Source organism: Pseudomonas sp. FW305-3-2-15-E-TSA4 (assembly GCF_058787295.1).
On record NZ_JBYSZP010000025.1, the window covers coordinates 43088 to 66265 of the forward strand.

Annotated in this window: 20 protein-coding genes; 9 read left to right on the forward strand and 11 right to left on the reverse strand. The window is 60.1% G+C overall.

Annotated elements, in window-relative coordinates; all coding sequences use genetic code 11:
• Window positions 1-58 precede the first annotated feature (58 nt).
• Window positions 59-526 (reverse strand): TlpA disulfide reductase family protein, encoded by a 468-nt coding sequence (locus AC3WMV_RS26335; RefSeq protein WP_096796797.1) that lies wholly within the window; start codon window positions 524-526, stop codon window positions 59-61.
• A 114-nt stretch (window positions 527-640) separates the two neighbouring features.
• On the opposite strand from AC3WMV_RS26335, the gene arsC reads away from it, so the two are divergent.
• From arsC to AC3WMV_RS26350, 3 genes are read left to right on the forward strand one after another with little or no spacing between them, the layout of a single operon-like run.
• Window positions 641-994 carry an arsenate reductase (glutaredoxin) gene (gene arsC, locus AC3WMV_RS26340; protein ID WP_096796798.1) on the forward strand — a complete coding sequence of 118 codons (354 nt, stop codon included), beginning with the start codon at window positions 641-643 and terminating at the stop codon, window positions 992-994.
• A complete protein-coding gene (wrbA, locus tag AC3WMV_RS26345; RefSeq protein ID WP_103368749.1) occupies window positions 991-1587 on the forward strand; it encodes an NAD(P)H:quinone oxidoreductase in 597 nt (198 codons plus the stop codon). Before arsC ends, wrbA begins: the two co-directional genes overlap by 4 nt.
• 2 nt (window positions 1588-1589) lie before the next feature.
• On the forward strand, window positions 1590-2015 hold the full coding sequence (locus tag AC3WMV_RS26350) for a DUF2069 domain-containing protein (protein ID WP_103368750.1): 426 nt from the start codon (window positions 1590-1592) through the stop codon (window positions 2013-2015).
• Between the two features lie 90 nt (window positions 2016-2105).
• Here AC3WMV_RS26350 and AC3WMV_RS26355 read toward each other — a convergent pair whose 3' ends face one another.
• Together AC3WMV_RS26355 and ttcA are read right to left on the reverse strand one after the other, a co-directional pair.
• Window positions 2106-2780, reverse strand: coding sequence for a DNA-3-methyladenine glycosylase I (locus tag AC3WMV_RS26355; RefSeq protein ID WP_103368751.1), 675 nt, complete (start codon window positions 2778-2780; stop codon window positions 2106-2108).
• 183 nt (window positions 2781-2963) lie between these two features.
• Entirely contained in the window at window positions 2964-3788 is an 825-nt protein-coding gene (ttcA, locus tag AC3WMV_RS26360; RefSeq protein WP_007968702.1) for a tRNA 2-thiocytidine(32) synthetase TtcA, read from the reverse strand.
• A gap of 289 nt (window positions 3789-4077) precedes the next feature.
• Here ttcA and AC3WMV_RS26365 point away from each other — a divergent pair, with 289 nt between their 5' ends.
• Both AC3WMV_RS26365 and AC3WMV_RS26370 read left to right on the forward strand, forming a co-directional pair.
• Window positions 4078-4680 (forward strand): Yip1 family protein, encoded by a 603-nt coding sequence (locus AC3WMV_RS26365; protein WP_007917515.1) that lies wholly within the window; start codon window positions 4078-4080, stop codon window positions 4678-4680.
• Between the two features lie 148 nt (window positions 4681-4828).
• A complete protein-coding gene (locus AC3WMV_RS26370) occupies window positions 4829-5323 on the forward strand; it encodes a SprT family zinc-dependent metalloprotease (protein WP_003227192.1) in 495 nt (164 codons plus the stop codon).
• A 111-nt stretch (window positions 5324-5434) separates the two neighbouring features.
• On the opposite strand, the gene AC3WMV_RS26375 is transcribed toward AC3WMV_RS26370, so the two are convergent.
• Together AC3WMV_RS26375 and AC3WMV_RS26380 are read right to left on the reverse strand one after the other, a co-directional pair.
• Window positions 5435-6616 (reverse strand): CaiB/BaiF CoA transferase family protein, encoded by a 1182-nt coding sequence (locus AC3WMV_RS26375; RefSeq protein ID WP_103368752.1) that lies wholly within the window; start codon window positions 6614-6616, stop codon window positions 5435-5437.
• A gap of 256 nt (window positions 6617-6872) precedes the next feature.
• Window positions 6873-8207 (reverse strand): dicarboxylate/amino acid:cation symporter, encoded by a 1335-nt coding sequence (locus AC3WMV_RS26380; RefSeq protein ID WP_027612291.1) that lies wholly within the window; start codon window positions 8205-8207, stop codon window positions 6873-6875.
• Window positions 8208-8557: 350 nt separating this feature from the next.
• Between AC3WMV_RS26380 and AC3WMV_RS26385 the strand changes: the two genes are divergently transcribed.
• The gene (locus AC3WMV_RS26385; RefSeq protein ID WP_103368753.1) at window positions 8558-9556 is read left to right on the forward strand and encodes an AraC family transcriptional regulator; all 999 of its coding nucleotides are present in this window, start codon (window positions 8558-8560) and stop codon (window positions 9554-9556) included.
• A 111-nt stretch (window positions 9557-9667) separates the two neighbouring features.
• Here the strand turns inward: AC3WMV_RS26385 and AC3WMV_RS26390 are convergent, their stop codons facing one another.
• The 3 genes from AC3WMV_RS26390 to AC3WMV_RS26400 form a co-directional block, all read right to left on the reverse strand.
• On the reverse strand, window positions 9668-11014 hold the full coding sequence (locus AC3WMV_RS26390) for an ATP-binding protein (protein ID WP_103368754.1): 1347 nt from the start codon (window positions 11012-11014) through the stop codon (window positions 9668-9670).
• Window positions 11011-11688, reverse strand: coding sequence for a response regulator transcription factor (locus AC3WMV_RS26395; protein WP_027612288.1), 678 nt, complete (start codon window positions 11686-11688; stop codon window positions 11011-11013). The genes AC3WMV_RS26390 and AC3WMV_RS26395 overlap by 4 nt, the downstream gene beginning before the upstream one ends.
• 151 nt (window positions 11689-11839) lie before the next feature.
• Window positions 11840-12445, reverse strand: a complete 606-nt coding sequence (locus AC3WMV_RS26400; RefSeq protein WP_027612287.1) for a membrane protein — start codon at window positions 12443-12445, stop codon at window positions 11840-11842.
• 141 nt (window positions 12446-12586) lie between these two features.
• Here AC3WMV_RS26400 and AC3WMV_RS26405 point away from each other — a divergent pair, with 141 nt between their 5' ends.
• Together AC3WMV_RS26405 and AC3WMV_RS26410 are read left to right on the forward strand one after the other, a co-directional pair.
• The gene (locus AC3WMV_RS26405) at window positions 12587-13378 is read left to right on the forward strand and encodes a dienelactone hydrolase family protein (RefSeq protein ID WP_103368755.1); all 792 of its coding nucleotides are present in this window, start codon (window positions 12587-12589) and stop codon (window positions 13376-13378) included.
• 139 nt (window positions 13379-13517) lie between these two features.
• Window positions 13518-14243, forward strand: coding sequence for a 4'-phosphopantetheinyl transferase family protein (locus tag AC3WMV_RS26410; protein ID WP_103368756.1), 726 nt, complete (start codon window positions 13518-13520; stop codon window positions 14241-14243).
• Window positions 14244-14360: 117 nt separating this feature from the next.
• Here the strand turns inward: AC3WMV_RS26410 and AC3WMV_RS26415 are convergent, their stop codons facing one another.
• Window positions 14361-15971, reverse strand: coding sequence for an ATP-binding protein (locus AC3WMV_RS26415; RefSeq protein WP_103368757.1), 1611 nt, complete (start codon window positions 15969-15971; stop codon window positions 14361-14363).
• A complete protein-coding gene (locus tag AC3WMV_RS26420; RefSeq protein WP_064588756.1) occupies window positions 15968-16690 on the reverse strand; it encodes a response regulator in 723 nt (240 codons plus the stop codon). Before AC3WMV_RS26420 ends, AC3WMV_RS26415 begins: the two co-directional genes overlap by 4 nt.
• A gap of 856 nt (window positions 16691-17546) precedes the next feature.
• Between AC3WMV_RS26420 and AC3WMV_RS26425 the strand changes: the two genes are divergently transcribed.
• Window positions 17547-20441, forward strand: a complete 2895-nt coding sequence (locus tag AC3WMV_RS26425) for a ribonucleoside-diphosphate reductase subunit alpha (protein WP_047599692.1) — start codon at window positions 17547-17549, stop codon at window positions 20439-20441.
• A gap of 169 nt (window positions 20442-20610) precedes the next feature.
• On the opposite strand, the gene AC3WMV_RS26430 is transcribed toward AC3WMV_RS26425, so the two are convergent.
• Window positions 20611-23178: beta strand repeat-containing protein (locus tag AC3WMV_RS26430; protein WP_492561404.1), on the reverse strand; the 2568-nt coding region annotated here is incomplete at its 5' end.

Below are 23178 nucleotides of genomic sequence, written 5' to 3' on the forward strand. Positions count from 1 at the left end.
GTCAGCTCCCTCTCCTTCTGGGAGAGGGCTGGGGTGAGCGTTGCTCTTTAGAGGCAGCTCACTTTGTCGCCTGCAATGCCTCAAGCTTGGCCATCACCCCCGCCGCCGTCTGCTCGCCCATCAACTGCTCACGCACCTTGCCCTTGTTGTCGATGATGTAGGTCACCGGCAAGGCCTCACTGCGCGGCAGGTCGAACAGGTCGGCCGGATCCTGCGCCAGCACGGTGAACTTGATGCCCAGCTTCTCGCTGGCACTCTTCAGGTCTTCACCCTGGACGTTGTCGAAGTTGACCCCGAACACGCCGATGTTCTTGCTCTTGAGTTCGTCAGCCAAATGATTGAGCTCAGGAATTTCCGTGCGGCACGGGCCACACCATTCGGCCCAGTAATTGATGACTACCCATTGTTTGTCCAGACGCTCGGACGCGACCTTCTGACCATTCTGGTCAATGCCGTAGTCATTGCCGCAGCCCCCCAGCATCAACGCCCCGATTATCGTCAATGCCGCTGCCAATCGCCGTGTCATGTCATGTTCCCTGGTCAAAAATTGAAGGCGCCTGCGACCCATCGCCTCTGAAGGTTCTGGATTACGCGCTGCACAGTTAGAATAGCCGCCACTTTACGCCAGAAGCGACCCGCCATGACCGATCTGACGCTTTATCACAATCCGCGCTGCTCGAAATCCCGCGGCGCACTGGAACTTCTCGAGGCCCGTGGCCTGACCCCGAACGTGGTGCGTTACCTCGAAACCCCGCTGAATGCGGTGCAAATCAAGGCACTGCTCGGCAAGCTCGGGATCAGCGCGCGTCAGTTGCTGCGCAGCGGAGAAGATGAATACAAAATGCTTCAGCTGGCTGACGAAAGCCTCAGCGAAGCGCAATTGATCGACGCCATCGCCCAGCATCCAAAACTGATGGAACGACCGATTCTCGAAGTCGGCGACAAGGCTGTGATCGGTCGTCCGCCGGAAAATGTGCTGGAGCTGCTGCCGTGAGCGCGCCGTACATTCTGGTTCTGTATTACAGCCGCAACGGTTCGACCAACGAGATGGCCCGGCAGATTGCCCGCGGTGTCGAACAGGCCGGTCTCGAAGCGCGCCCGCGTACCGTACCGGCGATTTCCAGCGAGTGTGAGGCGGTCGCCCCGGAAATCCCGGAAGACGGTGCGCTCTACGCCACCCTCGATGACCTGAAGAACTGCGCCGGCCTCGCCCTTGGCAGCCCGACGCGCTTTGGCAACATGGCCGCACCGCTCAAGTACTTCCTCGACGGCACCAGCAACCTGTGGCTGACCGGCGCTCTGGTCGGCAAACCGGCCGGCGTGTTCACCTCCACCGCCAGCCTGCACGGCGGTCAGGAAACCACCCTGCTGTCGATGATGCTGCCGCTGTTGCACCACGGCATGCTGATCACCGGCCTGCCGTATAGCGAGTCGGCGCTGCTGGAAACCCAGGGCGGCGGTACGCCGTATGGCGCCAGTCATCATGCCGGGGCCGATGGCAAGAAAGGTCTCGATCAACACGAAATGGCGCTGTGTCGCGCACTCGGCGCACGCCTGGCGAAAACCGCGCAAAAACTGGAGGGCTGAGGGTGGCGAAGAAGCCGAAAGTCCTGCCCTCCGTCGAGTGGCTCGAACCCCGCGTCAAGGCGATGCGGGTCATCAGTCTATTGTGCTTCTTCGGCCTCGCCGGGCTGCTCGCCGCTTACTATCTGGTGTTCGCCGACCTGCACGGCGCCCGACCGTGGGTGATCCTGCTGGTCGAGCTGATCCCGTGGCTGATCCTTGCGCCGGGGATGCTGATGGGCAACGCGCGTGCGCACTCGTGGATGTGTTTTGTGGTGAATCTGTATTTCATCAAGGGCGCACTGGCAGCGTATGACCCGAACCGACAGCTGTTCGGGGTGCTGGAGATGGCCGCGAGCCTGGCGCTGTTCTGCTCGGCGCTGCTGTATGTGCGGTGGCGGTATCAGTTGAATCGCAAACTCGCGGGCGAAGGCGAGATCAGCGTCGCCTGATCTGACGCCTTCGCGAGCAGGCTCGCTCCCACATTTGAAATGTATTCCCTCTGTGGGAGCGGGCTTGCTCGCGAATGGAGCGCTGCGGTCTTAATGGTTGACGGTGTACGCGAGCATCATCGAAATCTGGCTCATCGGCCGCCCGCCACTCTGTTCATGCCACTGATTGAACGCGTTCTGCACAATCGCCAGATCGCGCAGACTGGTCGGCGCCTTGTCGACGATCTTCTGTGCATTCAGCGCGGCGACCACGTCATAGCTCGGCACGAAAGTGTCCTTGCCGACCATGCGCAGGAAGCGCGGCGCCGACAGTCCGCCCAACTGACTCCCATGCTTTTTCAGGTAGGTCCACAGACCGACGATATCGGTCACCGGCCAGTCGGCGATCAGCGCGCCGAAACTGCCCTTGTCCTTTTCCACATCGAGGATGAACTGGGCATTGCGCGGCACGCTCTTGAGCTTGCCCAGGTGGCGAATGATTCGCGCGTCCTGCATCAGGCGCTCGAGATGCTCGGCGCTCATCAGCACGACTTTTTCCGGGTCAAACTTGAAGAACACTTCTTCAAAGGCCGGCCACTTGGCGTCCACCAGGCTGTGCTTGAGACCAGCGCGAAACACGCGCAGGGCCATGGTCGAGAGGTAACGATCGTCGCTGATCTTGCGCAATTGCGCGGGAGTCTTGGGAACGGGCAGATGGGCTTCCAGTTCAGCCGCCGAACCGAAGCGGTTCAGACAGTATTCGTGCAGCCACTTGTAATCGCGCATGCCCTCTCCTATTGAATGAAACGAAAAACCCCATGTGGGAGCGGGCCCTGTGGTGAGGGGATTTAGCGAAACGTCGCACCGCCCCGATGAGGAGCAAAGCTCCCCCAGAAAAGCTGGGGCTGCTGCGCAGCCCATCGGGGATAAATCCCCTCACCACAGGGCTCACTCCCACAATGATTGTGCTTACAGGTTAACGACGTTAACGAAGCGCGAGGCCGCCGTTTCGTCGATCTTCAGGCTGGTGAAGTCGAACAGGTTGCGGTCGGCCAGTTGCGACGGCACCACGTTCTGCAGACTGCGGAAGATGCTTTCAGTTCGGCCCGGAGTCTTGCGCTCCCAGTCCTGAAGCATTTCCTTGACCACCTGGCGCTGCAGGTTTTCCTGCGAACCGCAGAGGTTGCACGGGATGATCGGGAATTCCTTGAAGTCCGAGTAGGCCTGGATGTCTTTCTCGTTGCAGTAGGCCAGCGGACGGATCACCACGTTGCGCCCGTCGTCGGCGCGCAGCTTTGGCGGCATCGCCTTGAGGGTGCCGTTGAAGAACATGTTGAGGAAGAACGTCTCGACGATGTCGTCACGGTGGTGACCGAGGGCCATCTTGGTCGCGCCGATTTCGTCGGCAAAGGTGTACAGCGTGCCGCGACGCAGGCGCGAGCACAGCGAGCAGGTGGTCTTGCCTTCCGGCACCAGCTCCTTGACCACCGAGTAGGTGTCCTTCTCGACGATGTGGTACTCGACGCCCAGCTCTTTCAGGTAGGCCGGCAGTACGTGCTCGGGGAAGCCCGGCTGCTTCTGATCCATGTTCACCGCGACGATCTCGAACTTGATCGGTGCAACCTTCTGCAGGTGCAGCAGCACATCGAGCATGGTGTAGCTGTCCTTGCCTCCGGACAGGCAGACCATGACCTTGTCGCCGTCTTCGATCATGTTGAAATCGGCGACCGCTTCGCCGGCCAGGCGGCGCAGGCGCTTTTGCAGTTTGTTCTGGTTGACCGTAAGAGTGCCCATGACGCGAAATCCGTGAGGTGTGACGAAAGGCGGGCATTTTACGCAAAAACACCGGGGTTGTGGCCACAGGTTGTCGCCCCTTCGATTGCCCGTTTGCACAGACCCCGACGCGATTACCCCGCCGGTTTACAGCGCAATTTGCTCTAAGCCCCTAATCCCTGTGCGGTTAAGTCCTTTCTATACTGCGACATAAGGTCGCACACAATCTGAAGACCTGAATTTGCTCGGCCACCTTGGCCCGTAGGCGCTCCGCTGGGGGGCGATGGCAATAACAAGAGGAGTGACTGGCATGATCCATCACGTAGTGGGACTTTTTACCCACCCCGATCAGGAATGGAAGGAAATCCGTGGCGACCAAGAGGAAAGCATCAGCCACATGTACCTGACGCACACGCTGATCCTGGCGGCGATTCCGGCGGTTTCGGCGTTTATCGGCACCACTCAGGTCGGCTGGGTGATCGGCAACCGCGCACCGGTGATGCTCACCGTCGAAAGCGCGATCTGGATGACCGTGATGTCGTACCTGGCGATGCTCGGCGGGGTCGCAGTGATGGGCGCCTTCGTGCACTGGATGGCCCGCACCTATGACGCCAATCCGAGTCTGGCCCGTTGCGTGGCATTCGCCACCTACACCGCGACACCGTTGTTCGTCGGCGGGCTGGCGGCGCTGTATCCGCACATGTGGCTGGGAATGATCGTCGGCACGGCGGCCATCTGCTACACGGTGTATCTGCTGTACGTGGGGCTGCCAACGTTCATGAACATTCCGTCGGACGAAGGCTTCCTGTTTTCCAGCTCGGTGCTGGCGGTGGGTCTGGTGGTGCTGGTGGCCATCATGGCGTTCACCGTGATTGTCTGGGGCCTCGGCGTGGGGCCGGTGTATACCAACTGACAAGCTTTACCCCAGAGAAAAACAAGATCTGCCAATACAGGCCGCCGCAAGGCGGCCTTCTCGTTTGGCGGATGACCATTCGGCAGGTCAGCGATTCGCAAGTCCCAGAGGTTGCGGCATACTCGACGCCTCTGGAGATCCATCAAGCATGCCCGAGCAACTCAATACCCGCGTCGAAGACTGTTACCAACTCGCTGAAGCCTTTTTCAAACGTCATTTCCAACGCCCCGTCGTCAGCCTCAAGCTGCGCGGGCAAAAAGCCGGTGTCGCGCATCTGCACGAGAACCTGCTGCGCTTCAACCCGCAGCTGTACCGGGAAAACACCGAACACTTCCTCAAGCAGACCGTGGCCCACGAAGTCGCGCACCTGATCGCCCATCAACTGTTCGGCGACCGTATCCAGCCCCACGGCGAGGAGTGGCAACTGATCATGCGCGGGGTTTACGAACTGCCGCCGGATCGCTGCCACACCTACGCAATCAAACGCCGCAGCGTGACCCGCTACATCTACAAATGCCCATGCGCCGACAGTGATTTCCCGTTTTCGGCGCAGCGCCATAGCCTGGTGCGCCAAGGGCGACGGTATTTATGCCGTAGATGCCGCAACACTTTGGTGTTCAGTGGTGAGATGCGGGTGGAATAGCCGGTTTTTGTATTGCCCCAACTGGCCCCTTCGCGAGCAGGCTCGCTCCCACAAGGGGAACGCATTTCAAATGTGGGAGCGAGCCTGCTCGCGAAGAGGCCGGTACAGACGCTAGAGAATTACCTTGGCCGCCCGCAATTGAGCAATCCGCTCAGCATCAAACCCCAACTCCCCCAACACCTGCTCAGTATGCTGTCCCAACCCTGCGCCGACATGCCGCGGCGCCGGCAGCGCTTCGGAGAATTTCAGCGGACAGGCAATCTGCGCCTGGGCCGTACCGTCGCCACGCGGCACCTGGGTCACCAGCTTCCGCGCCTGCAACTGCGGATGTTGCACCGCCTCGCTCAGGTTCAAGACCGGTTCGACACAGGCATCGACCTCGGCAAACAACGCGCACAGCTCGGCAAAGTCGTGCTTCTCGAATTCGACTTTCAACGCGTCCTTCAATAACCGTTGCTGCTCGGGTTTCGGCGACAAGCCCTGCGCCGCCAGCTCCGGCCGGCCCAGCGCTTGACACAGTTGCTGCATGAACCCCGGTTCAAGACTGCCCACCGACAGCCAGCGCCCGTCGCGCGAGCGGTAATAGTCATAGAAGCTGCCGCCATTGAGCATCTGCTCTTCCCAATGCGGTTCCTCGCCACAGGCCAGATACCCGGCACCGGCCATGGCGTTCAGGCTGAAGGCGCAATCGGTCATGCTCACGTCCAGGTGCGTGCCCTGCCCTGTCTGTTGCCGGGCGATAACCGCCGCCAGCAAGCCGATCACGCCATGCAGTGACCCGCCGGCCACATCCGCCACCTGCATGCCCAGTGGCAACGGCCCGCTGTCGGCGCGGCCGGTGTAACTGGACAGACCGGCCAGGGCGAGGTAGTTGATGTCATGCCCGGCGCGATCCTTGTACGGCCCGGTCTGGCCATAGCCGGTGATCGACACGTAAATCAGCTTCGGGTTGATCGCCTTCAGCGCCTCATAACCCAGACCCAGACGCTCCATTACACCGGGGCGGAACTGCTCGAGGACGATGTCGTAGTCGGCCAGCAACTGCCTGACCACCTCCAGCGCCTCAGGCTGTTTGAGATCCAGCGCCAGACTGCGCTTGTTGCGATTGAGGTAAGCGTGGCTGGCTGACACACCTTGATCATGCGGCGGCAGCACCCGCAGCAGATCCATGCGCGTCGGTGATTCAATGCGCAGCACTTCGGCGCCCATGTCCGCCAGCAACAGCGAGGCAAATGGCCCCGGCAGCAGGGTCGAGAAATCCAGAATCTTCAGTGAGGCCAGCGGCGCGGACATGGGCGAACTCCTTGGGCGATGCACTCAGCCTAGGCAGCGCTGCCGCGCACGGCAATCACCGGATGCATCAGCGGCAGTGACCGTAATGCTCAAATCGCAGGCAATAAAAAACCCCTGTAGCGAGGGGATTCATCCCCGATGGACTGCGCAGCAGTCCCCTTCTATCTAAGAAGGGGCCGCTTCGCGACCCATCGGGGATGAATCCCCTCACCACAAGGGCTCTCAGACTCCAGCATTACACTGGAGCCAATTCAGATTACTTGACGTTGCTCGGAGTAGCACCTTCAGCAACACCCAGGTCATCTTCCGGACGGGTGTCAGCAATACCGCGACCACCCGAAGCCAGCTCGGATTGCAGCACGTCGGTGTCCAGCTCTTTCACCCACTTGGCAACCACGATGGTCGCCACGGCGTTGCCGACCAGGTTGGTCAGGGCGCGGGCTTCGGACATGAAGCGGTCGATACCGAGGATCAGCGCCAGACCGGCCACCGGCAGGTGACCGACCGCCGACAGAGTGGCGGCCAGCACGATGAAGCCCGAACCGGTCACACCGGCGGCACCTTTGGAAGACAGCAGCAACACCACCAGCAGGGTGATCTGATGGGTGATGTCCATGTGCGTGTCGGTGGCCTGAGCGATGAACACCGCAGCCATGGTCAGGTAGATCGCGGTTCCGTCGAGGTTGAACGAGTAACCGGTCGGGATCACCAGACCCACGACGGATTTCTTCGCGCCCAGACGCTCCATCTTGATCAGCATGCGTGGCAGTACCGATTCCGAAGACGAAGTACCGAGTACGATCAGCAGCTCTTCACGGATGTAGCGGATCATCTTCAGCACGCTGAAGCCGTGCATGCGGGCGATGGCACCCAGCACGATCAGGATGAAGGCCAGACAGGTGATGTAGAAGCAGGCCATCAGTTGACCCAACTGCACCAGCGAACCGACACCGTAAGCACCGATGGTGAACGCCATCGCACCGAAGGCACCGATTGGCGCGAGCTTCATGATCATGTTGATGATGTTGAACATCACGTGGGCGAAACGATCGATGAAGTCGAGGATCGGGCGGCCGTAGTCACCCAGGCGATGCAGGGCGAAACCGAAGATCACCGAGAACATCAGCACTTGCAGGATGTCACCGGTGGCGAACGCGCCGACGATGGTGGTCGGGATCACGTTGAGCAGGAAGCCGACTACGCTCTGGTCTGCACCTTGCTGCACGTAGGTCGCGACTTTCGAGGCATCCAGGGTGCTGACGTCGATGTGCATGCCGTTGCCCGGCTGCACGATGTTGACCACGATCAGGCCGACCAGCAGGGCGATGGTAGAAACGATTTCGAAGTACAGGAGTGCATAACCGCCGGTCTTGCCGACCGACTTCATGCTTTGCATGCCAGCGATGCCGCTGACCACGGTGCAGAAGATGATCGGGGCGATGATCATTTTGATCAGCTTGATGAACCCGTCACCCAGTGGCTTTACCGCCACACCGAACTGCGGGTAGTAGTGACCAAGGGCAATACCGATGATGATCGCGACGATCACCTGGAAATACAGGGATTTGTACAGTGGCTGACGAGTCGTCATTGCAAGTGTCCTCAAGCGTCCCGCGGGCAACATCCATCTGTTGGGCGCAGAACCTGAATTGCGAACCCTCCTGCACTGGAGGGATTTGTTGTTGGAGCGGCGCTATTCCCGCGGAATAGACGCACACTTCTGTCGCTCTTATCGCAAACGCCGTGCCACTTTGGTGCAATTCGCTGCAAGCCTTTTGATATCAGGGGATGCAGAGTATTTTTTGTCACTGCCCGGTGACGCCAGTGTGGCGGATTTCCGCCAAGTCAGCGGATCTCGTCCTACAATTTGGCGGAAATCCGCCTTGTTGCCCTGCGCATGCCCCGGCTACCATCCAGCGCCTGAGGAAGGATCTGCCGCTTATGCGCGAACGTACCATCGCCAGTCATTTCGCCCGTGCCGCCCTCGGTGGCGCACGCCGTTCGGGGTTCGACTATGCGCCGCTGCTGCAGCAACTGGGCATCAGTCCCGAGTTGCTCGATGAACCACGGGCGAGGATTGCCCCGGAGCAATTCACCCAGTTGATCCAGAGCCTGTGGCTGGCGCTGGATGACGAATACCTGGGCTTTGGCAACGCGCCAAGCAAACCCGGCAGCTTCGCGATGATGTGCCACGCGCTGATCCACTGCCGCAATCTGGAGAAGGCACTGCAACGCGGTTTATTGTTTTATAGCCTATTCCCCGAGGCTCCGCGCCTGAGCCTGAGCCGCGAAGACGAATGGGTGCGCCTGAGCCTTGATGACTCGCAGTTATGGGACCCGGATCACTTTCTCAGCGAGAGCCTGCTGGTGATCTGGCATCGCCTCGGCAGTTGGCTGATCGGCCAGCGGATTCGTCTGGAGCAGGCCACCTTCAGTTATCCGAAACCGGCGCACGGTGCCGAGTACGACCTGTTATTCCCCTGCCCTTTGGTGTTTTCCGCCCAGCAGAGCAGCCTGCTGTTTCACAGTCGCTATCTACACATGCCGCTGTTGCAGGACGAACGCACCCTCAAGCACTTTCTCGAACGCTCACCCGCCGACCTGCTATCGCGCCCGGACGACGGCGACAGCCTCAGCAGTCGCCTGCGCCGCTTGCTCAGCCGCGACAGTGCGCACTGGCCGGACCTCGAAGCGGTGGCCGCGCAGCTGCACATCAGCCCGCAAACCCTGCGTCGGCATCTGCGTGAGGAAGGCAGCAGTTTTCAGGAATTGAAGGATCAGTTGCGCCGCGACATCGCGATCTATCATCTCGGACGGGCGGATCTGTCGTTGCAACAGATTGCCGAGCAGTTGGGGTTTTCCGAGCCGTCGGCGTTTCACCGGGCGTTCAAGAAATGGACCGGGCTGACACCGGGGGCTTATCGGGCGCAGGAGCAGTGAGACCCGCGCTGAACTGACTGGCGCTATCGCGAGCAGGCTCACTCCTACATTTGAAATGCATTCCCCTTGTAGGAGTGAGCCTGCTCGCGATGACGTCAGAACAGCCAACACCTAAACCGCAGGAAACTGAATCCTGAACGCCGCCCCGCCCATCGGCGAATCCCCGAGCATCAGCTTGGCGTTGTAGCTCTCGATGATGTCCTTGACCACCGCCAGGCCGATGCCCTGCCCCGGATGCTGACGATCCAGACGCTCACCACGCTCGAGAATCCGCGCGCGCTGATTCGGCGGCACACCGGGGCCGTCGTCTTCGATGCACAACTCGATGCCGGCGAGGGTGTCGCGCACGCTGATGCGCACTTCGCCCAGGCACAGGCGATAGGCGTTCTCCAGCAGGTTGCCCATCATCTCCAACAGCGCGCCCTGTTCGATCGGCACGTAGCAGTGCTCCGGCAGATCAAATGCCACCCGCACGTGTTTGTCGCGGTAGACCTTGTCCAGCGTGTCGCACAGGCTTTTGAGCACCGGTTGCAGCCGCACCTGATGGCGCACCAGACCGCTTTTGCGCAGGCTGGCCCGTTGCAGTTGATAGCTGATCTGCTGGCTCATGCGTTCGATCTGGGTTTGCAACACCCAGGCCTGATCGCGATCTTCCGGGCGCTGGGCCATGTCCTCACTGACCCCTTGCAGTACCGCCAACGGGGTTTTCAGGCTGTGCGCCAGATCATCGAGGGAGTCACGGTAGCGGCTGCGCTGCTGGCGCTCACTGTGCAGCAAACGGTTGAGCGAGCCCGTCAGGCGCAGCAGTTCGCGCGGGTGCTGTTCGGTGAGACTTTCGCGGGTGCCGCTTTCGATCTCGTCGAGTTCCTGACTCAGCCGACGCAGCGCCTTGAGACCCCAGGTCAGGCCGATCCACAACAGCGCCAGCAGCACCAGCAATGCGGCGCCGAAGCCCAGGTAGAGATTTTCGCGCAGGCCTTCGAGGGTGTTTTCGTATTCGCGCACCGGTTGCAGGGCGACGATGCTGAAGGCCGCGCTCTTGCCGCCGAGCAGTTTGACTTCGACGTCGTAGACGAAGAACTCCTGGCCGTTGCTCTCGCGGATCCGCGCGAACTCGTTGCCCATGCCGTCGTAACGCGGCTTGTAGTTGATCTGCTCTTCCTGCGTGCCTTTCGAGCGCCAGACCAGTTTGCCTTCGCGGTCGTAGATGTAGCCGAGCAGGCGGTTGTCGGTGAGATTGAAACGCTCATCCGGCAGTTGCGCCGGCATCACCAGATGGCCGCTGTCGACGCGTGCCGCCGAGATCAGCGTGGTGACGTCCGAGGCCAGGCGCTGCTCGATCGAGTCCTGCAGCGCCAGGCTGAACGCGCCCTGCATGGCCGGCAGCAAGCCGAGCATGAACAACACCGCCAACGTGGTGGCGGCGAGCATCAAACGAACGCGAAGAGAACGAATCAAGTGCAGCGCTCATTGAACAGGTAGCCGAGACCGCGCACGGTGTCGATCGGCTTGAACCCGCCCGGTCCTTCGAGCTTGCGGCGCAGACGGCCGACCAGCACTTCGATCACGTTCGGATCACGCTCGTCGTCATCCGGATAGAGCTGCTCCATCAGGCGATCCTTGGGCACCACTTGCTGGTGGTGGCGCATCAGGTATTCGAGGATGCGGTATTCGTAGGCGGTCAGTGCCAGCGGCTCTTCATCCAGCGACGCCTGCTTGCGATTGAGATCAAGCAACAACGGCCCGGCGACGATGGTCGACTGGGTGAAGCCGCTGGAGCGACGCAGCAAGGCATTCAGGCGCGCGTCGAGTTCCTCGAACTGGAACGGCTTGACCACGTAGTCGTCGGCACCGGCGGCGAGGCCTTCGACCTTGTCCTGCCAATTGCCGCGCGCGGTGAGGATCAGGATCGGAAAGGTCTTGCCGCTCGAGCGCAACTGCCGGATCAGGTCCAGACCGCCCATGCCCGGCAGACCGAGGTCGATCACCGCCAGATCGAAGTTGAACTGCCCGGTCTGGTACAGCGCCTCTTCGGCATTGGCCACGGACTCGACCACGTGACCGCTCTCCGTCAGGCGGGTTTGCAGGTGATGGCGCAACAGCGCTTCATCTTCGACGACCAACAGTTTCATAACGCTCTCCCGGGTAAATCAAAAACTCCAACAACGCACCTGTGGGAGCGGGCTTGCTCGCGAAGGCGATGTATCAGCCAACATTGTTATCGACTGATAGAAGGCTTTCGCGAGCAAGCTCGCTCCCACAGGGTCTAGAGCGAACCGCGCTTTAGAAAGCGTAGTTCGCCGACAGGTAAGTCTGGGCGCTGCTGGTCAAGTCCAGCGAGCCTTGCTTGCTGCCACCGCTCTCTTTCATTTCAGTGCTGGCGTTGCTCATCAGGTAACGGTAACCGAGTTCCACCGAAACGTTCTGCGCCACTTGTTGCAGCACACCGAACTGGCCACCGACGGCGTAACCGATGTCGCTGTCACGGCTATAGCCCGGCGAGTCCTGAGTCAGCTTGGTCAAACCGGCCGTTGCACCACCGAACAGTTTGGTGCTGCCGCCCACTGGATAGAACAGATCGTAGCTGCCCAGCAGGTTTTCCTGGCGCAGTTTAATGCCATTGTGCGAACCGGACACGTTGTCGTAGGTCGCGTAGTAACGACCTTGCGAGTTTTGCTGACCGAGGCGTACGCCGTACGTGTTGTTGCCGTCGATTGCGCCGCTGGCGTCCGGGTGGCCAAGGTTGTCGTTCAGCGCGTGGGATTTTTTAACCTTGTCACTGGTCTGGCCAAAGGTCAGGCCGGCGAAGTTGCTGGTGTCATCGGCATGTGCCGCAAGGCTGGAGCCCAACAAGGTAAAAGCCAGCAGCAGTTTGTTTAGACGATTCATCGCGTTTCCTCTTTCACAGTGCTGTTTGGGTATGGCGCAAGGTTACTGACCCGCCCCTGTACCTGCCCTGAACACTCTCTGAACCTGCGCTGAATCAAATCGACTAGGCTGTCCTGACCACTTTCGATAAGGAGACCGACCATGCGCCTGTTCCTCGCCCTCGCCCTGCTCGCCGCCAGCAGTCTGGCCAACGCCGCGATCAAGACTCAGGAGATTCCCTACCAGAGTACCGACGGCACCAAACTGATCGGCTACTACGCCTACGACGACGCGATCAAGGGCAAACGCCCGGGAGTCGTCGTGGTGCATGAATGGTGGGGCCTTAACGATTACGCCAAACGTCGCGCCCGCGATCTCGCCGAACTGGGCTACAGCGCGCTGGCGATCGACATGTACGGCGAAGGCAAGAACACTGAGCACCCGAAAGATGCGATGGCGTTCATGCAGGCCGCGACCCAGGATGCTGCGGCCTCCAGCAAACGTTTCGAGGCCGGGTTGAACCTGCTGAAAAAGCAGCCGCAGACCGACGTCAATAAAATCGCCGCCATCGGTTACTGCTTCGGCGGTGGCGTGGTGCTCAACGCCGCGCGTCAGGGCGAGCCGCTGGCGGGCGTAGTGAGTTTCCACGGTGCGCTGGCAACCACCACCCCGGCGACGCCCGGCAGTGTGAAGGCGAAAGTTCTGGTCGAGCATGGCGCGCTGGACAGCATGGTCACCCCGGACAACGTCACCGCGTTCAAATCTGAAATGGACAAGGCCGGCGCCGACTATAAGTTCGTCAGCCTCGACGGCGCCAAACATGGCTTCACCAATCCGGATGCCGATCGCTTGAGCCACGGCGATCACGGCGGCCCGGATATCGGCTACAACAAGGCGGCCGATGAAAAATCCTGGGCGGACATGAAGGCGTTCTTCCAGAAAATCTTTGGCTGATCAGATAGATTGCAGCGCGGCCTTCGCGAGCAGGCTCGCTCCCACATGGGAATGCGTTCCAAATGTGGGAGCGAGCCTGCTCGCGAAATCCGCACCGCCGATCTCGACCTTGCCCCTGCGAATCGGCAAAATGCCCGCCATGAATTCCAGCCCGCCACTCCCCGCCTGCTGCACCCCGCTCGACGCCCATTGGCCGTTGCCCAACGTGTTGCCCGAGACCGTGCTGCTCAGTACCCGTTTCGACCCGAAGCAACTGCTGGGCGATGACTTCCAGCGCAGCGCCATCGAGCCGCCGCCGAGCATTCAGCGCTCGGTGGCCAAACGGCAGGCCGAGTTTCTTGCCGGACGAATCTGCGCCCGGGCCGCGCTGCAGCAACTGGAAGGCTCAAGCGTGATTCCGGCGATTGGCGAAGACCGCGCACCGGTGTGGCCGGCGCACATCTGCGGCTCGATCACTCACAGCACCGGACACGCGGCGGCGATTGTCGCCAACAAGCGGCACTGGCGCGGCTTGGGCATGGATCTGGAAAACCTGCTCGAGACCGAGCGCGCCGAACGCCTGGCCGGGGAGATTCTGACGCCGCCGGAGCTGCAACGCATGGCCGCCGGTGCGCGGGAACAACTGGCGTTGTGCGTGACCCTGACGTTTTCGGTGAAAGAGAGCCTGTTCAAGGCGCTGTATCCGATTGTGCAGAAGCGTTTCTACTTCGAGCACGCCGAGGTGCTGGAGTGGACGGAGCAGGGTCAGGTCCGGTTGCGTTTGCTGACTGACTTGTCTGGCGAATGGCGTCATGGCACCGAGCTGGAGGCGCAATTTGGTGTGCAGGATGGGCAGTTGTTGAGTCTGGTCAGCATTCCGGCCTGAAGATTTTTCGGCGACTGTTGCACCGCCTTCGCGAGCAAGCCCGCTCCCACCCTTGAAATGCATTCCCCTGTGGGAGCGGGCTTGCTCGCGAAGGCGTCATTTCTGCTGACACAAAACTCAACGGCGCTCCTGATTCCTCGGCCAACTCAGACTGAAACAAGCCCCACCCAGACTTTTGCTCTTGTTGATCAGCGCCCGACCGTCATGCCAGTGAATGATCCGCCGCACAATCGACAGCCCCAGCCCGTGCCCACCAGAGGCCCGCGTGCGGCTGTCATCCAGACGCAGGAACGGCGTGAAGATCCGCTCCCACGCCGACTCCGGCACGCCCGGCCCGTCATCCTCGACGTCGACCCGGCAGCGCAACTGCCCGACCTGATAACTCACCGTGACATTCGAGCGCGCATGGCGCATCGCGTTGCTCACCAGATTCTGCAACGCCCGATGCAGGAAGCGCGGCTCGGCTTCGACCCAGGCGCCATCGTTGTCCGCCGCTGACAGGCACAACCCGCGCTGCACCGTGACCTCGGCACGCAACGGCGCCAGTTCTGCGATCACCTGATTGACCAGCGCATCGAGGTCAATGCGCTGAAAGGTCAGTGCCGGCGAACCCTGCTCCAGCCGCGCGTAAGTGAGCATTTCGTCGACCAGCTTATCGAGATCCTCGATGTCGTGATCCATGCCCTCGCGGTATTTTTCCAGCGCTTGCGGAGTGGTGGCCGAGCCGATCATCTCCAGCCCGAAACGCAGGCGCGCCACCGGTGTGCGCAGTTCGTGGGACACCGCACGCACCAGCTCGCGCTGGATCGCCAGCAACTGCTGCAAGTGCTCAGCCATGCCGTTGAACGCTGCCGCCAGTCGCCCGACCGAGTCAGCTCCGCGGGCCGGCACGCGGGTTTCCAGGCTGCCCTTGGCGATGCGCGTGGCCGCGGCTTCGAGGCCGCGCAAACGCCGTTCGAGCTGACGCACCAACAGATAAACGATCAGACCGATCAAGGTCAGGCCCAGGGCAGCGATCAACACCAGCCATTGCGGCGGATACGGATTCATCTGATACAGCGGGCCGATCTCCAGCACCCACGGCGTGCCGACCATGCCGGCAAACACCCGGATCGAATCCCCGCCCTTGCCCAGCGCCATCACCGTGTCGCCTTCGGACACGCGACGGCTCTGGTCTTCATCCATATCAGCCTCGTTGACCGTGACCAGTCGCAGATCGAAACCGAAGCCCTTCTCTTCCTTTAACTGCGCCAGCCGCTTGGGCTGTTCGCTCACCGGGAAGCGCACTAGCTCATCGGCCAGCAGATAAATAGTCGCGCGCGCCAGTTGCTCGCTGATCTGCTGCACGTCGCCGGTGAGCACCAATTGTTCTTTATCACTGACCAGTCGATAGACCCGCGCCGCATGCGGGCCAGTCTGCTCCACCAACGCCTGACCGCGCTGCACCCGAGTGCGCTGAGACAAGTCCAGACCGGTCTCGGAAAACTTCTTCAGTGCCAGCGGAATTCCCAGCAGACGCTCCCAGACCAACAACGCCCGGTGGCGCTCGGTTTCGTTCATCGGTTGCAGGTTGTCGGCCATCAGCGAGAACGTGCCGTGGGCCAGGCGCTCGCGGTATTGCTCGCTGCGCACCTGATTGAGCAGGTGCAGTGCCAGCACACCGAGCACCGCCACCAGAATCAGCGCCGCGCACATGCCGCCATAGATGCGCAGGAAGATCGAGTTCACAGCGCCAGATCCACACACGCTTCAGGGACGAACAGATAGCCTTTGCTGCGGATGGTCTTGATCAGGCGCGGGTGATCCGGGTCGTCACCGATTTTCGGGCGGATGCGCGAGATGCGCACATCGATCGAGCGATCCTGGCCGTCATAGCCGATGCCGCGCAACGCAGTGAAGATTTCTTCGCGAGAGAGGATTCGCCCGGCGTTCGACACCAACAGCCAGAGCAGGTCGAATTCGGCGCTGGTCAGTTCGATGCCGCTGTCGCTGAGCCAGGCTTCACGCAAGGCGTTGTCCACCACCAGCGGACCAAATTGCAGGCGACGGCTTTTTTCCGCGATCGGCTCGGCTGTGTCGCTGCGTCGCAGCAAGGCCTGAATCCGCGCCAGCAACAGCCGTGGACGCACCGGTTTGCACACGTAATCGTCAGCGCCGAGGTCAAGACCCTGAATCTGGTCAGCATCGTCGGTGCGCGCGGTGAGCATCAGGATCGGGCCGTCGTAACGGTCGCGCACCTTGCGGCAAATGCTCAGGCCGTCTTCGCCGGGTAGCATCAGGTCGAGGATCACCAGATCCGGCTGCTCCTTGATGATCCGCGCCGCCGCCAGCGCGCCGTTGCCTTCGATCTCCACGCGCAATCCATTGGCTTGCAGGTATTCGCGGGTGAGTTCGGCCAGACGCTGGTCGTCCTCGACTATCAATACCTGCCAGGCTTCTTGCTCCACCGGTGACCTCTGCTTGCTGTTTTTATTAATAAAGGAAGAACCGTACGACGCAGCACAATCCATGTGGGAGCGAGCCTGCTCGCGAATGCGTCGGCAGGTTCAGCATCAATGTTGGCTGATCCAACGCTTTCGCGAGCAGGCTCGCTCCCACAGTTGTAGATCCTCCCGTCTTTTTGTCATCTTTCGGGAGGATAAGAATGGGTAAACACCGCCCGATTGTATAAACGGCGTACAGCCAGAACACAAGTCGGCAAATGCGTTCGGACAAGGCGGTTTTTTGTGATAGGGTTCGCGCCCTTAAAAATCCGCTGAAGCGTTTTTCCCAAGTGAAAAACAGTGACCAACGGTCTAGCTCAGCAGGTTCGCGGCCTACACGGGAATTCCTGGTTTCTTACACAATTTACGCACAGGTTTATCCACAGCTAGTACGTTGCAAGCCCTCTCGAAACGCATTATCTTGTAGCACGGCGCGAGGAGAGACCCTACATATAGGGTTTTCCGCTCAAGCGACCAACCACATTTCGGACCTGAAACTCAAGCGCTTTATTGCCAGTTTCCGGTTGAACCAAGCAAGTTTTTCAAAGCCCAAACCGCACTTGCGGATGGCGCCGTTTTTCAGGTTGGAAACGACCGGAACGGTACGGGTGTTGCAGTCATTACTGTCATCCGGGAAGGAATCCGGCTCGAGCCCTGGCTCGCAGCCAAAAACTTCGGCAAGGATGCGGCGTCATTAGCCTTTTTCCTACTGGTCCGAAGTTGTTATGCCCGACGCCCGTCGGTTGTAGTGCTTCGGACCAGAACGGTGAGCACCATGATGGTGCCCAAACAAACATAGAGAATGTGGAGATCACCCCCCATGCAAACCGACACAACTCGCGAGAACCCGCAGGGCACCTTGCCGCAGGCCGCCGATTCGAATTCGGATCTGGCCGCCACCGCGCCTGGTCAACTGCGCGTGATCAAGCGTAATGGCACTGTCGTTCCTTACACCGATGACAAGATCACCGTCGCTATCACCAAAGCGTTTCTCGCAGTTGAGGGCGGCACCGCTGCCGCTTCGTCGCGAATCCACGACACCGTTGCCCGCCTGACCGAACAGGTCACCGCGACCTTCAAGCGTCGCATGCCGTCGGGCGGCACCATCCACATCGAAGAAATCCAGGACCAGGTCGAACTGGCCCTGATGCGTGCCGGCGAGCAGAAAGTCGCTCGTGACTACGTGATCTACCGTGACGGCCGTTCGAAAGAACGCGCTGCCCACGCTCCGGTAGAAGCGGCTGTCAACGCACACCCGTCGATCCGCATCACCCGCGCCGACGGCAGCCTCGCGCCGCTGGACATGGGCCGCCTGAACACCATCGTCACCGAAGCCTGCGAAGGCCTGGCTGAAGTCGATGGCGATCTGATCCAGCGCGAAACCCTGAAAAACCTGTACGACGGCGTGGCCCTGAACGACGTCAACACCGCACTGGTGATGACCGCGCGTACTCTGGTTGAACGTGAGCCGAACTACTCGTTCGTCACCGCTCGCCTGCTGATGGATACCCTGCGTGCCGAAGGCCTGGGCTTCCTGGGTGTGGCCGAAAGCGCCACTCACCACGAAATGGCCGACCTGTACGCCAAGGCGCTGCCGGCTTACATCGCCAAAGGTATCGAGTTCGAACTGCTGAACCCTGTGCTGGCCACCTTCGACCTGGAAAAACTGGGCAAGGCGATCAACCACGAGCGCGATCAGCAATTCACCTACCTGGGCCTGCAGACCCTGTACGACCGTTACTTCATCCACAAGGATGGCGTGCGTTTCGAACTGCCGCAGATCTTCTTCATGCGCGTGGCCATGGGCCTGGCGATCGAAGAGAAGCAGAAAGAAGACCGTGCGATCGAGTTCTACAACCTGCTGTCGTCCTTTGACTACATGGCTTCGACTCCGACCCTGTTCAACGCCGGTACCCTGCGTCCACAGCTGTCGAGCTGCTACCTGACCACCGTTCCGGACGACCTGTCGGGCATCTACCACGCGATCCACGACAACGCCATGTTGTCGAAATTCGCTGGCGGCCTGGGCAACGACTGGACCCCTGTGCGTGCCCTGGGTTCGTACATCAAGGGCACCAACGGCAAGTCGCAAGGCGTGGTTCCGTTCCTGAAAGTGGTGAACGACACCGCCGTAGCCGTTAACCAGGGTGGCAAGCGCAAAGGCGCTGTGTGTGCCTACCTGGAAACCTGGCACATGGACATCGAAGAGTTCATCGAACTGCGCAAGAACACCGGTGATGATCGTCGTCGTACCCACGACATGAACACCGCCAACTGGATCCCTGACCTGTTCATGAAGCGTGTCTTCGATGATGGCAAGTGGACCCTGTTCTCGCCATCCGAAGTACCGGACCTGCACGACCTGACCGGTAAAGCCTTCGAAGAGCGCTACGAGTACTACGAAGCCCTGACCGAGTACCCGGGCAAAGTCAAGCTGTTCAAGACCATCCAGGCCAAAGACCTGTGGCGCAAAATGCTCTCCATGCTGTTCGAAACCGGCCACCCATGGCTGACTTTCAAGGACCCGTGCAACCTGCGTAGCCCGCAGCAGCACGTCGGCGTGGTTCACAGCTCGAACCTGTGCACCGAGATCACCTTGAACACCAACAAGGACGAGATCGCCGTTTGCAACCTGGGCTCGATCAACCTGCCCAACCACATCGTCGACGGCAAGCTGGACACCGCCAAGCTGCAACGCACCGTGAACACCGCCGTGCGCATGCTCGACAACGTGATCGACATCAACTACTACTCGGTGCCGCAAGCGAAGAACTCCAACTTCCGCCACCGTCCGGTCGGTCTGGGCATCATGGGCTTCCAGGACGCTTTGTACCTGCAGCACATCCCTTACGGTTCCGACGCGGCCGTCGAGTTCGCCGACAAGTCGATGGAAGCGGTCAGCTACTACGCGATCCAGGCGTCCTGCGACCTGGCCGACGAGCGTGGCGCGTACGAGACCTTCAACGGTTCGCTGTGGTCCAAAGGCATCCTGCCGCTGGATTCGCAACAGATCCTGATCGAGCAACGTGGCCAGAAGTACATCGACGTTGACCTGAACGAAACCCTGGACTGGGCACCGGTTCGCGCCCGTGTACAGAAAGGCATTCGTAACTCCAACATCATGGCCATCGCACCGACCGCAACCATCGCCAACATCACCGGCGTATCGCAGTCGATCGAACCGACCTACCAGAACCTGTATGTGAAATCGAACCTGTCGGGCGAATTCACCGTGATCAACCCGTACCTGGTTCGCGACCTCAAGGCGCGCGGTCTGTGGGACTCGGTCATGATCAACGACCTGAAGTACTACGACGGTTCGGTTCAGCAGATCGAGCGCATCCCGCAAGAACTCAAAGAGCTCTACGCGACCGCGTTCGAAGTGGACACCAAGTGGATCGTTGACGCCGCCAGCCGTCGTCAGAAGTGGATCGACCAGGCCCAGTCGCTGAACCTGTACATCGCCGGCGCCTCGGGCAAGAAACTCGACGTGACCTACCGCATGGCCTGGTACCGTGGTCTGAAAACCACTTACTACCTCCGTGCCCTGGCTGCGACCAGCACCGAGAAGTCGACCATCAACACCGGCAAGCTGAACGCTGTTTCCAGCGGCGGCAACCACGGCGACGATTCGGTTCTGGCAGCTCCGGCCGGCCCAGCGCCAGTGCCAAAGGCTTGCGCGATCGACGAGCCGGATTGCGAAGCTTGCCAATAAGCTGAGCCGGGTCAGGCGTCGCGAGACGCCTGATGCTTCCAGGCAAAAGAAAACCCCCGACAGACTTCTGGTTTGTCGGGGGTTTTCTTTTGGCAACCTAAAAAAACGGCAAAAAAACAGCGAGACCTGAATACAGGCTTCGCCGTTTTTTATGTGTGCAACGCCTTTGTCAGACTGCGAAAGACTCCATCATCGCTTGCCCTACGACAGGAATGGTGAAGGACTCACCGTTGTTGGTGAAAAAGGTTTCAATGGTGTCCCCCCCCTTGTACCAGTCTTTCAGGAATACGCCGGAGTCCAGGTTGCCGCTTTGCAGATCGGCGGCATTGAAGATGTAGGCGCCAAGGTCGTTCTGAACAATCCGCACATCACTGACACTTTGAATATTCTTGAGGGTGACGGTATCAACCCCCGAAGTGCCTGCGTCCTGGATGCCGACCATGGTTTTCGAGAACACGACATAGGTGTCACCGCCCTCTCCACCCAAGGCATCTCCAGAGCCGCGCAAGTTCAACGTATCAACGCCTGCACCACCCTGGAGTTCGTAGCCGTAACCGGTACCCGTCAAGGTATCGTTGCCGTCGCCACCATAAGCAATCCCTGCCGACACGGTTATGTTGTCGTTGCCAGCCTCGCCATAGAGAATGCTGCCAGTATCTTCATCGGCACTGCGCATGGTGTCGTTACCATTGCCACCGTAAAGCGTATCGGCCTGGACGCCGCTGATAGCGAGCAGTCCAAATGCACCGATATCAGTGGCAGTGCCGCCATAGATAAAGTCATCACCTTCGCCACCATAGATGACATCGTTACCCGCTCCACCCTCAAGCTTGTTCGAATAGGCATTGCCTGTCAGCGTGTCATTGAATGACGACCCCATCAGATTATCGATGTTGATCAGTACGTCACCTTGAGCGTCGCCACCTGCGGCAGTGCCATCCAGCAAATTTATCTGAACGCTGCCAGTACTGGTCAAGTACCAGGCGCCATCACCTCGACCCACACCCGTCAGTAGATCGGCGCCAGCGCCACCTACGAAATTCTCCGCAGCTGCCGCACTTCCGGTAAAGCTGTCGGTTTGCGCAGTGCCTTGGTATATCTCGATCGAGGTGTAAATATCGCCAGCGGCCGCCCCCGTCAAAACAGGCGCCCCCAAATCAAGGGTGATACCTGCAGTTTCGTCAGCAAAGCTCACCATATCCATGCCGCTACCACCGTCGAAGCGGTTTATACCCGCATCCCCGACAAAAGCATCACTGAAATTCGAACCACTGATTGCTTCAATACTGGTGTAAACATCGCCAGCAGCAATTCCGGTATGTATCCCGGTTTTAGTGTTGAGGCTCACGCCCTTGTCGGCATCGGCATAACTGACCGTATCAAAACCATCTCCGCCATTGAGTTGGTCCGCCCCTGCACCACCGAACAACGTGTCATTTCCGGCACCGCCAGTGATGATGTTGTCGGAAGCATTACCACGACCGATGAAGTTGCCGACGCCGGTAAAGGTCAGACGCTCGACCTCATTGGCCAAGGTGATGATGTTCAGCGTGGTGCGGACTTCGTCATCACCGCCACCGGCCATTTCCACCACGTTCTGGCTGGCCGAGCCGTTGATGATATACACGTCATTGCCGGCACCGCCGTAAAAAGCCGTGGTACCCAGTGATGCCGTGAACACGTCGTTGTAGTTCGAGCCGATGATGGTTTCAAAATCGGAGAACGTATCGCCCTGAGCGTCGCCGCCCAGACCGGTACCCGAACGTGCAGCGGTCATGGTGATGTTGACGCCTTGCTCCGACTGCGAGTAGCTCAGCCGGTCGTTGCCATTGTAGCCATCGAGATTGTCGGCAGCAGCGCTGGCAAAGAACGTATCGTCATAATTTGAACCACGGAAACTCTCGATCCCGACAAACGTATCGCCTGCTGCATACCCGGTATGCACACCCGTCTTCAGGTTCAGGGTTACCGCAACGCTGTTGGGTACGTCTTCGTAGCTGGCAATATCGAAACCTGCGCCGCCAATCAGCTGGTCGGCGCCTGCGCCCCCCATCAGGATGTCGTTGCCGGCACCGCCGGTAATGACGTTGTCCGAGGCATTACCACGACCGATGAAGGTGCCGGAACCGGTAAAGGTCAGACGCTCGACTTCGTTGGCCAGGGTAATGGTGTTCAGCGTGGTGCGGACTTCGTCATCACCGCCACCGGCCATTTCCACCACGTTCTGGCTGGCCGAGCCGTTGATGATGTACACGTCATTGCCAGCACCGCCGTAAAAAGCCGTGGTACCCAGCGATGCCGTGAACACGTCGTTGTAGTTCGAGCCGATGATGGTTTCGAAATCGGAGAACGTATCGCCCTGAGCGTCGCCGCCCAGACCGGTACCCGAACGTGCAGCGGTCATGGTGATGTTGACGCCTTGCTCCGACTGCGAGTAGCTCAGCCGGTCGTTGCCGTTGTAGCCATCGAGATTGTCGGCAGCAGCGCTGGCAAAGAACGTATCGTCATAATTTGAACCACGGAAACTCTCGATCCCGACAAACGTATCGCCCGCTGCATACCCGGTATGCACACCCGTCTTCAGGTTCAGGGTTACCGCAACGCTGTTGGGTACGTCTTCATAGCTGGCAATATCGAAACCTGCGCCGCCAATCAGCTGGTCGGCGCCTGCGCCCCCCATCAGGATGTCGTTGCCGGCACCGCCGGTAATGACGTTGTCGGAAGCATTACCACGACC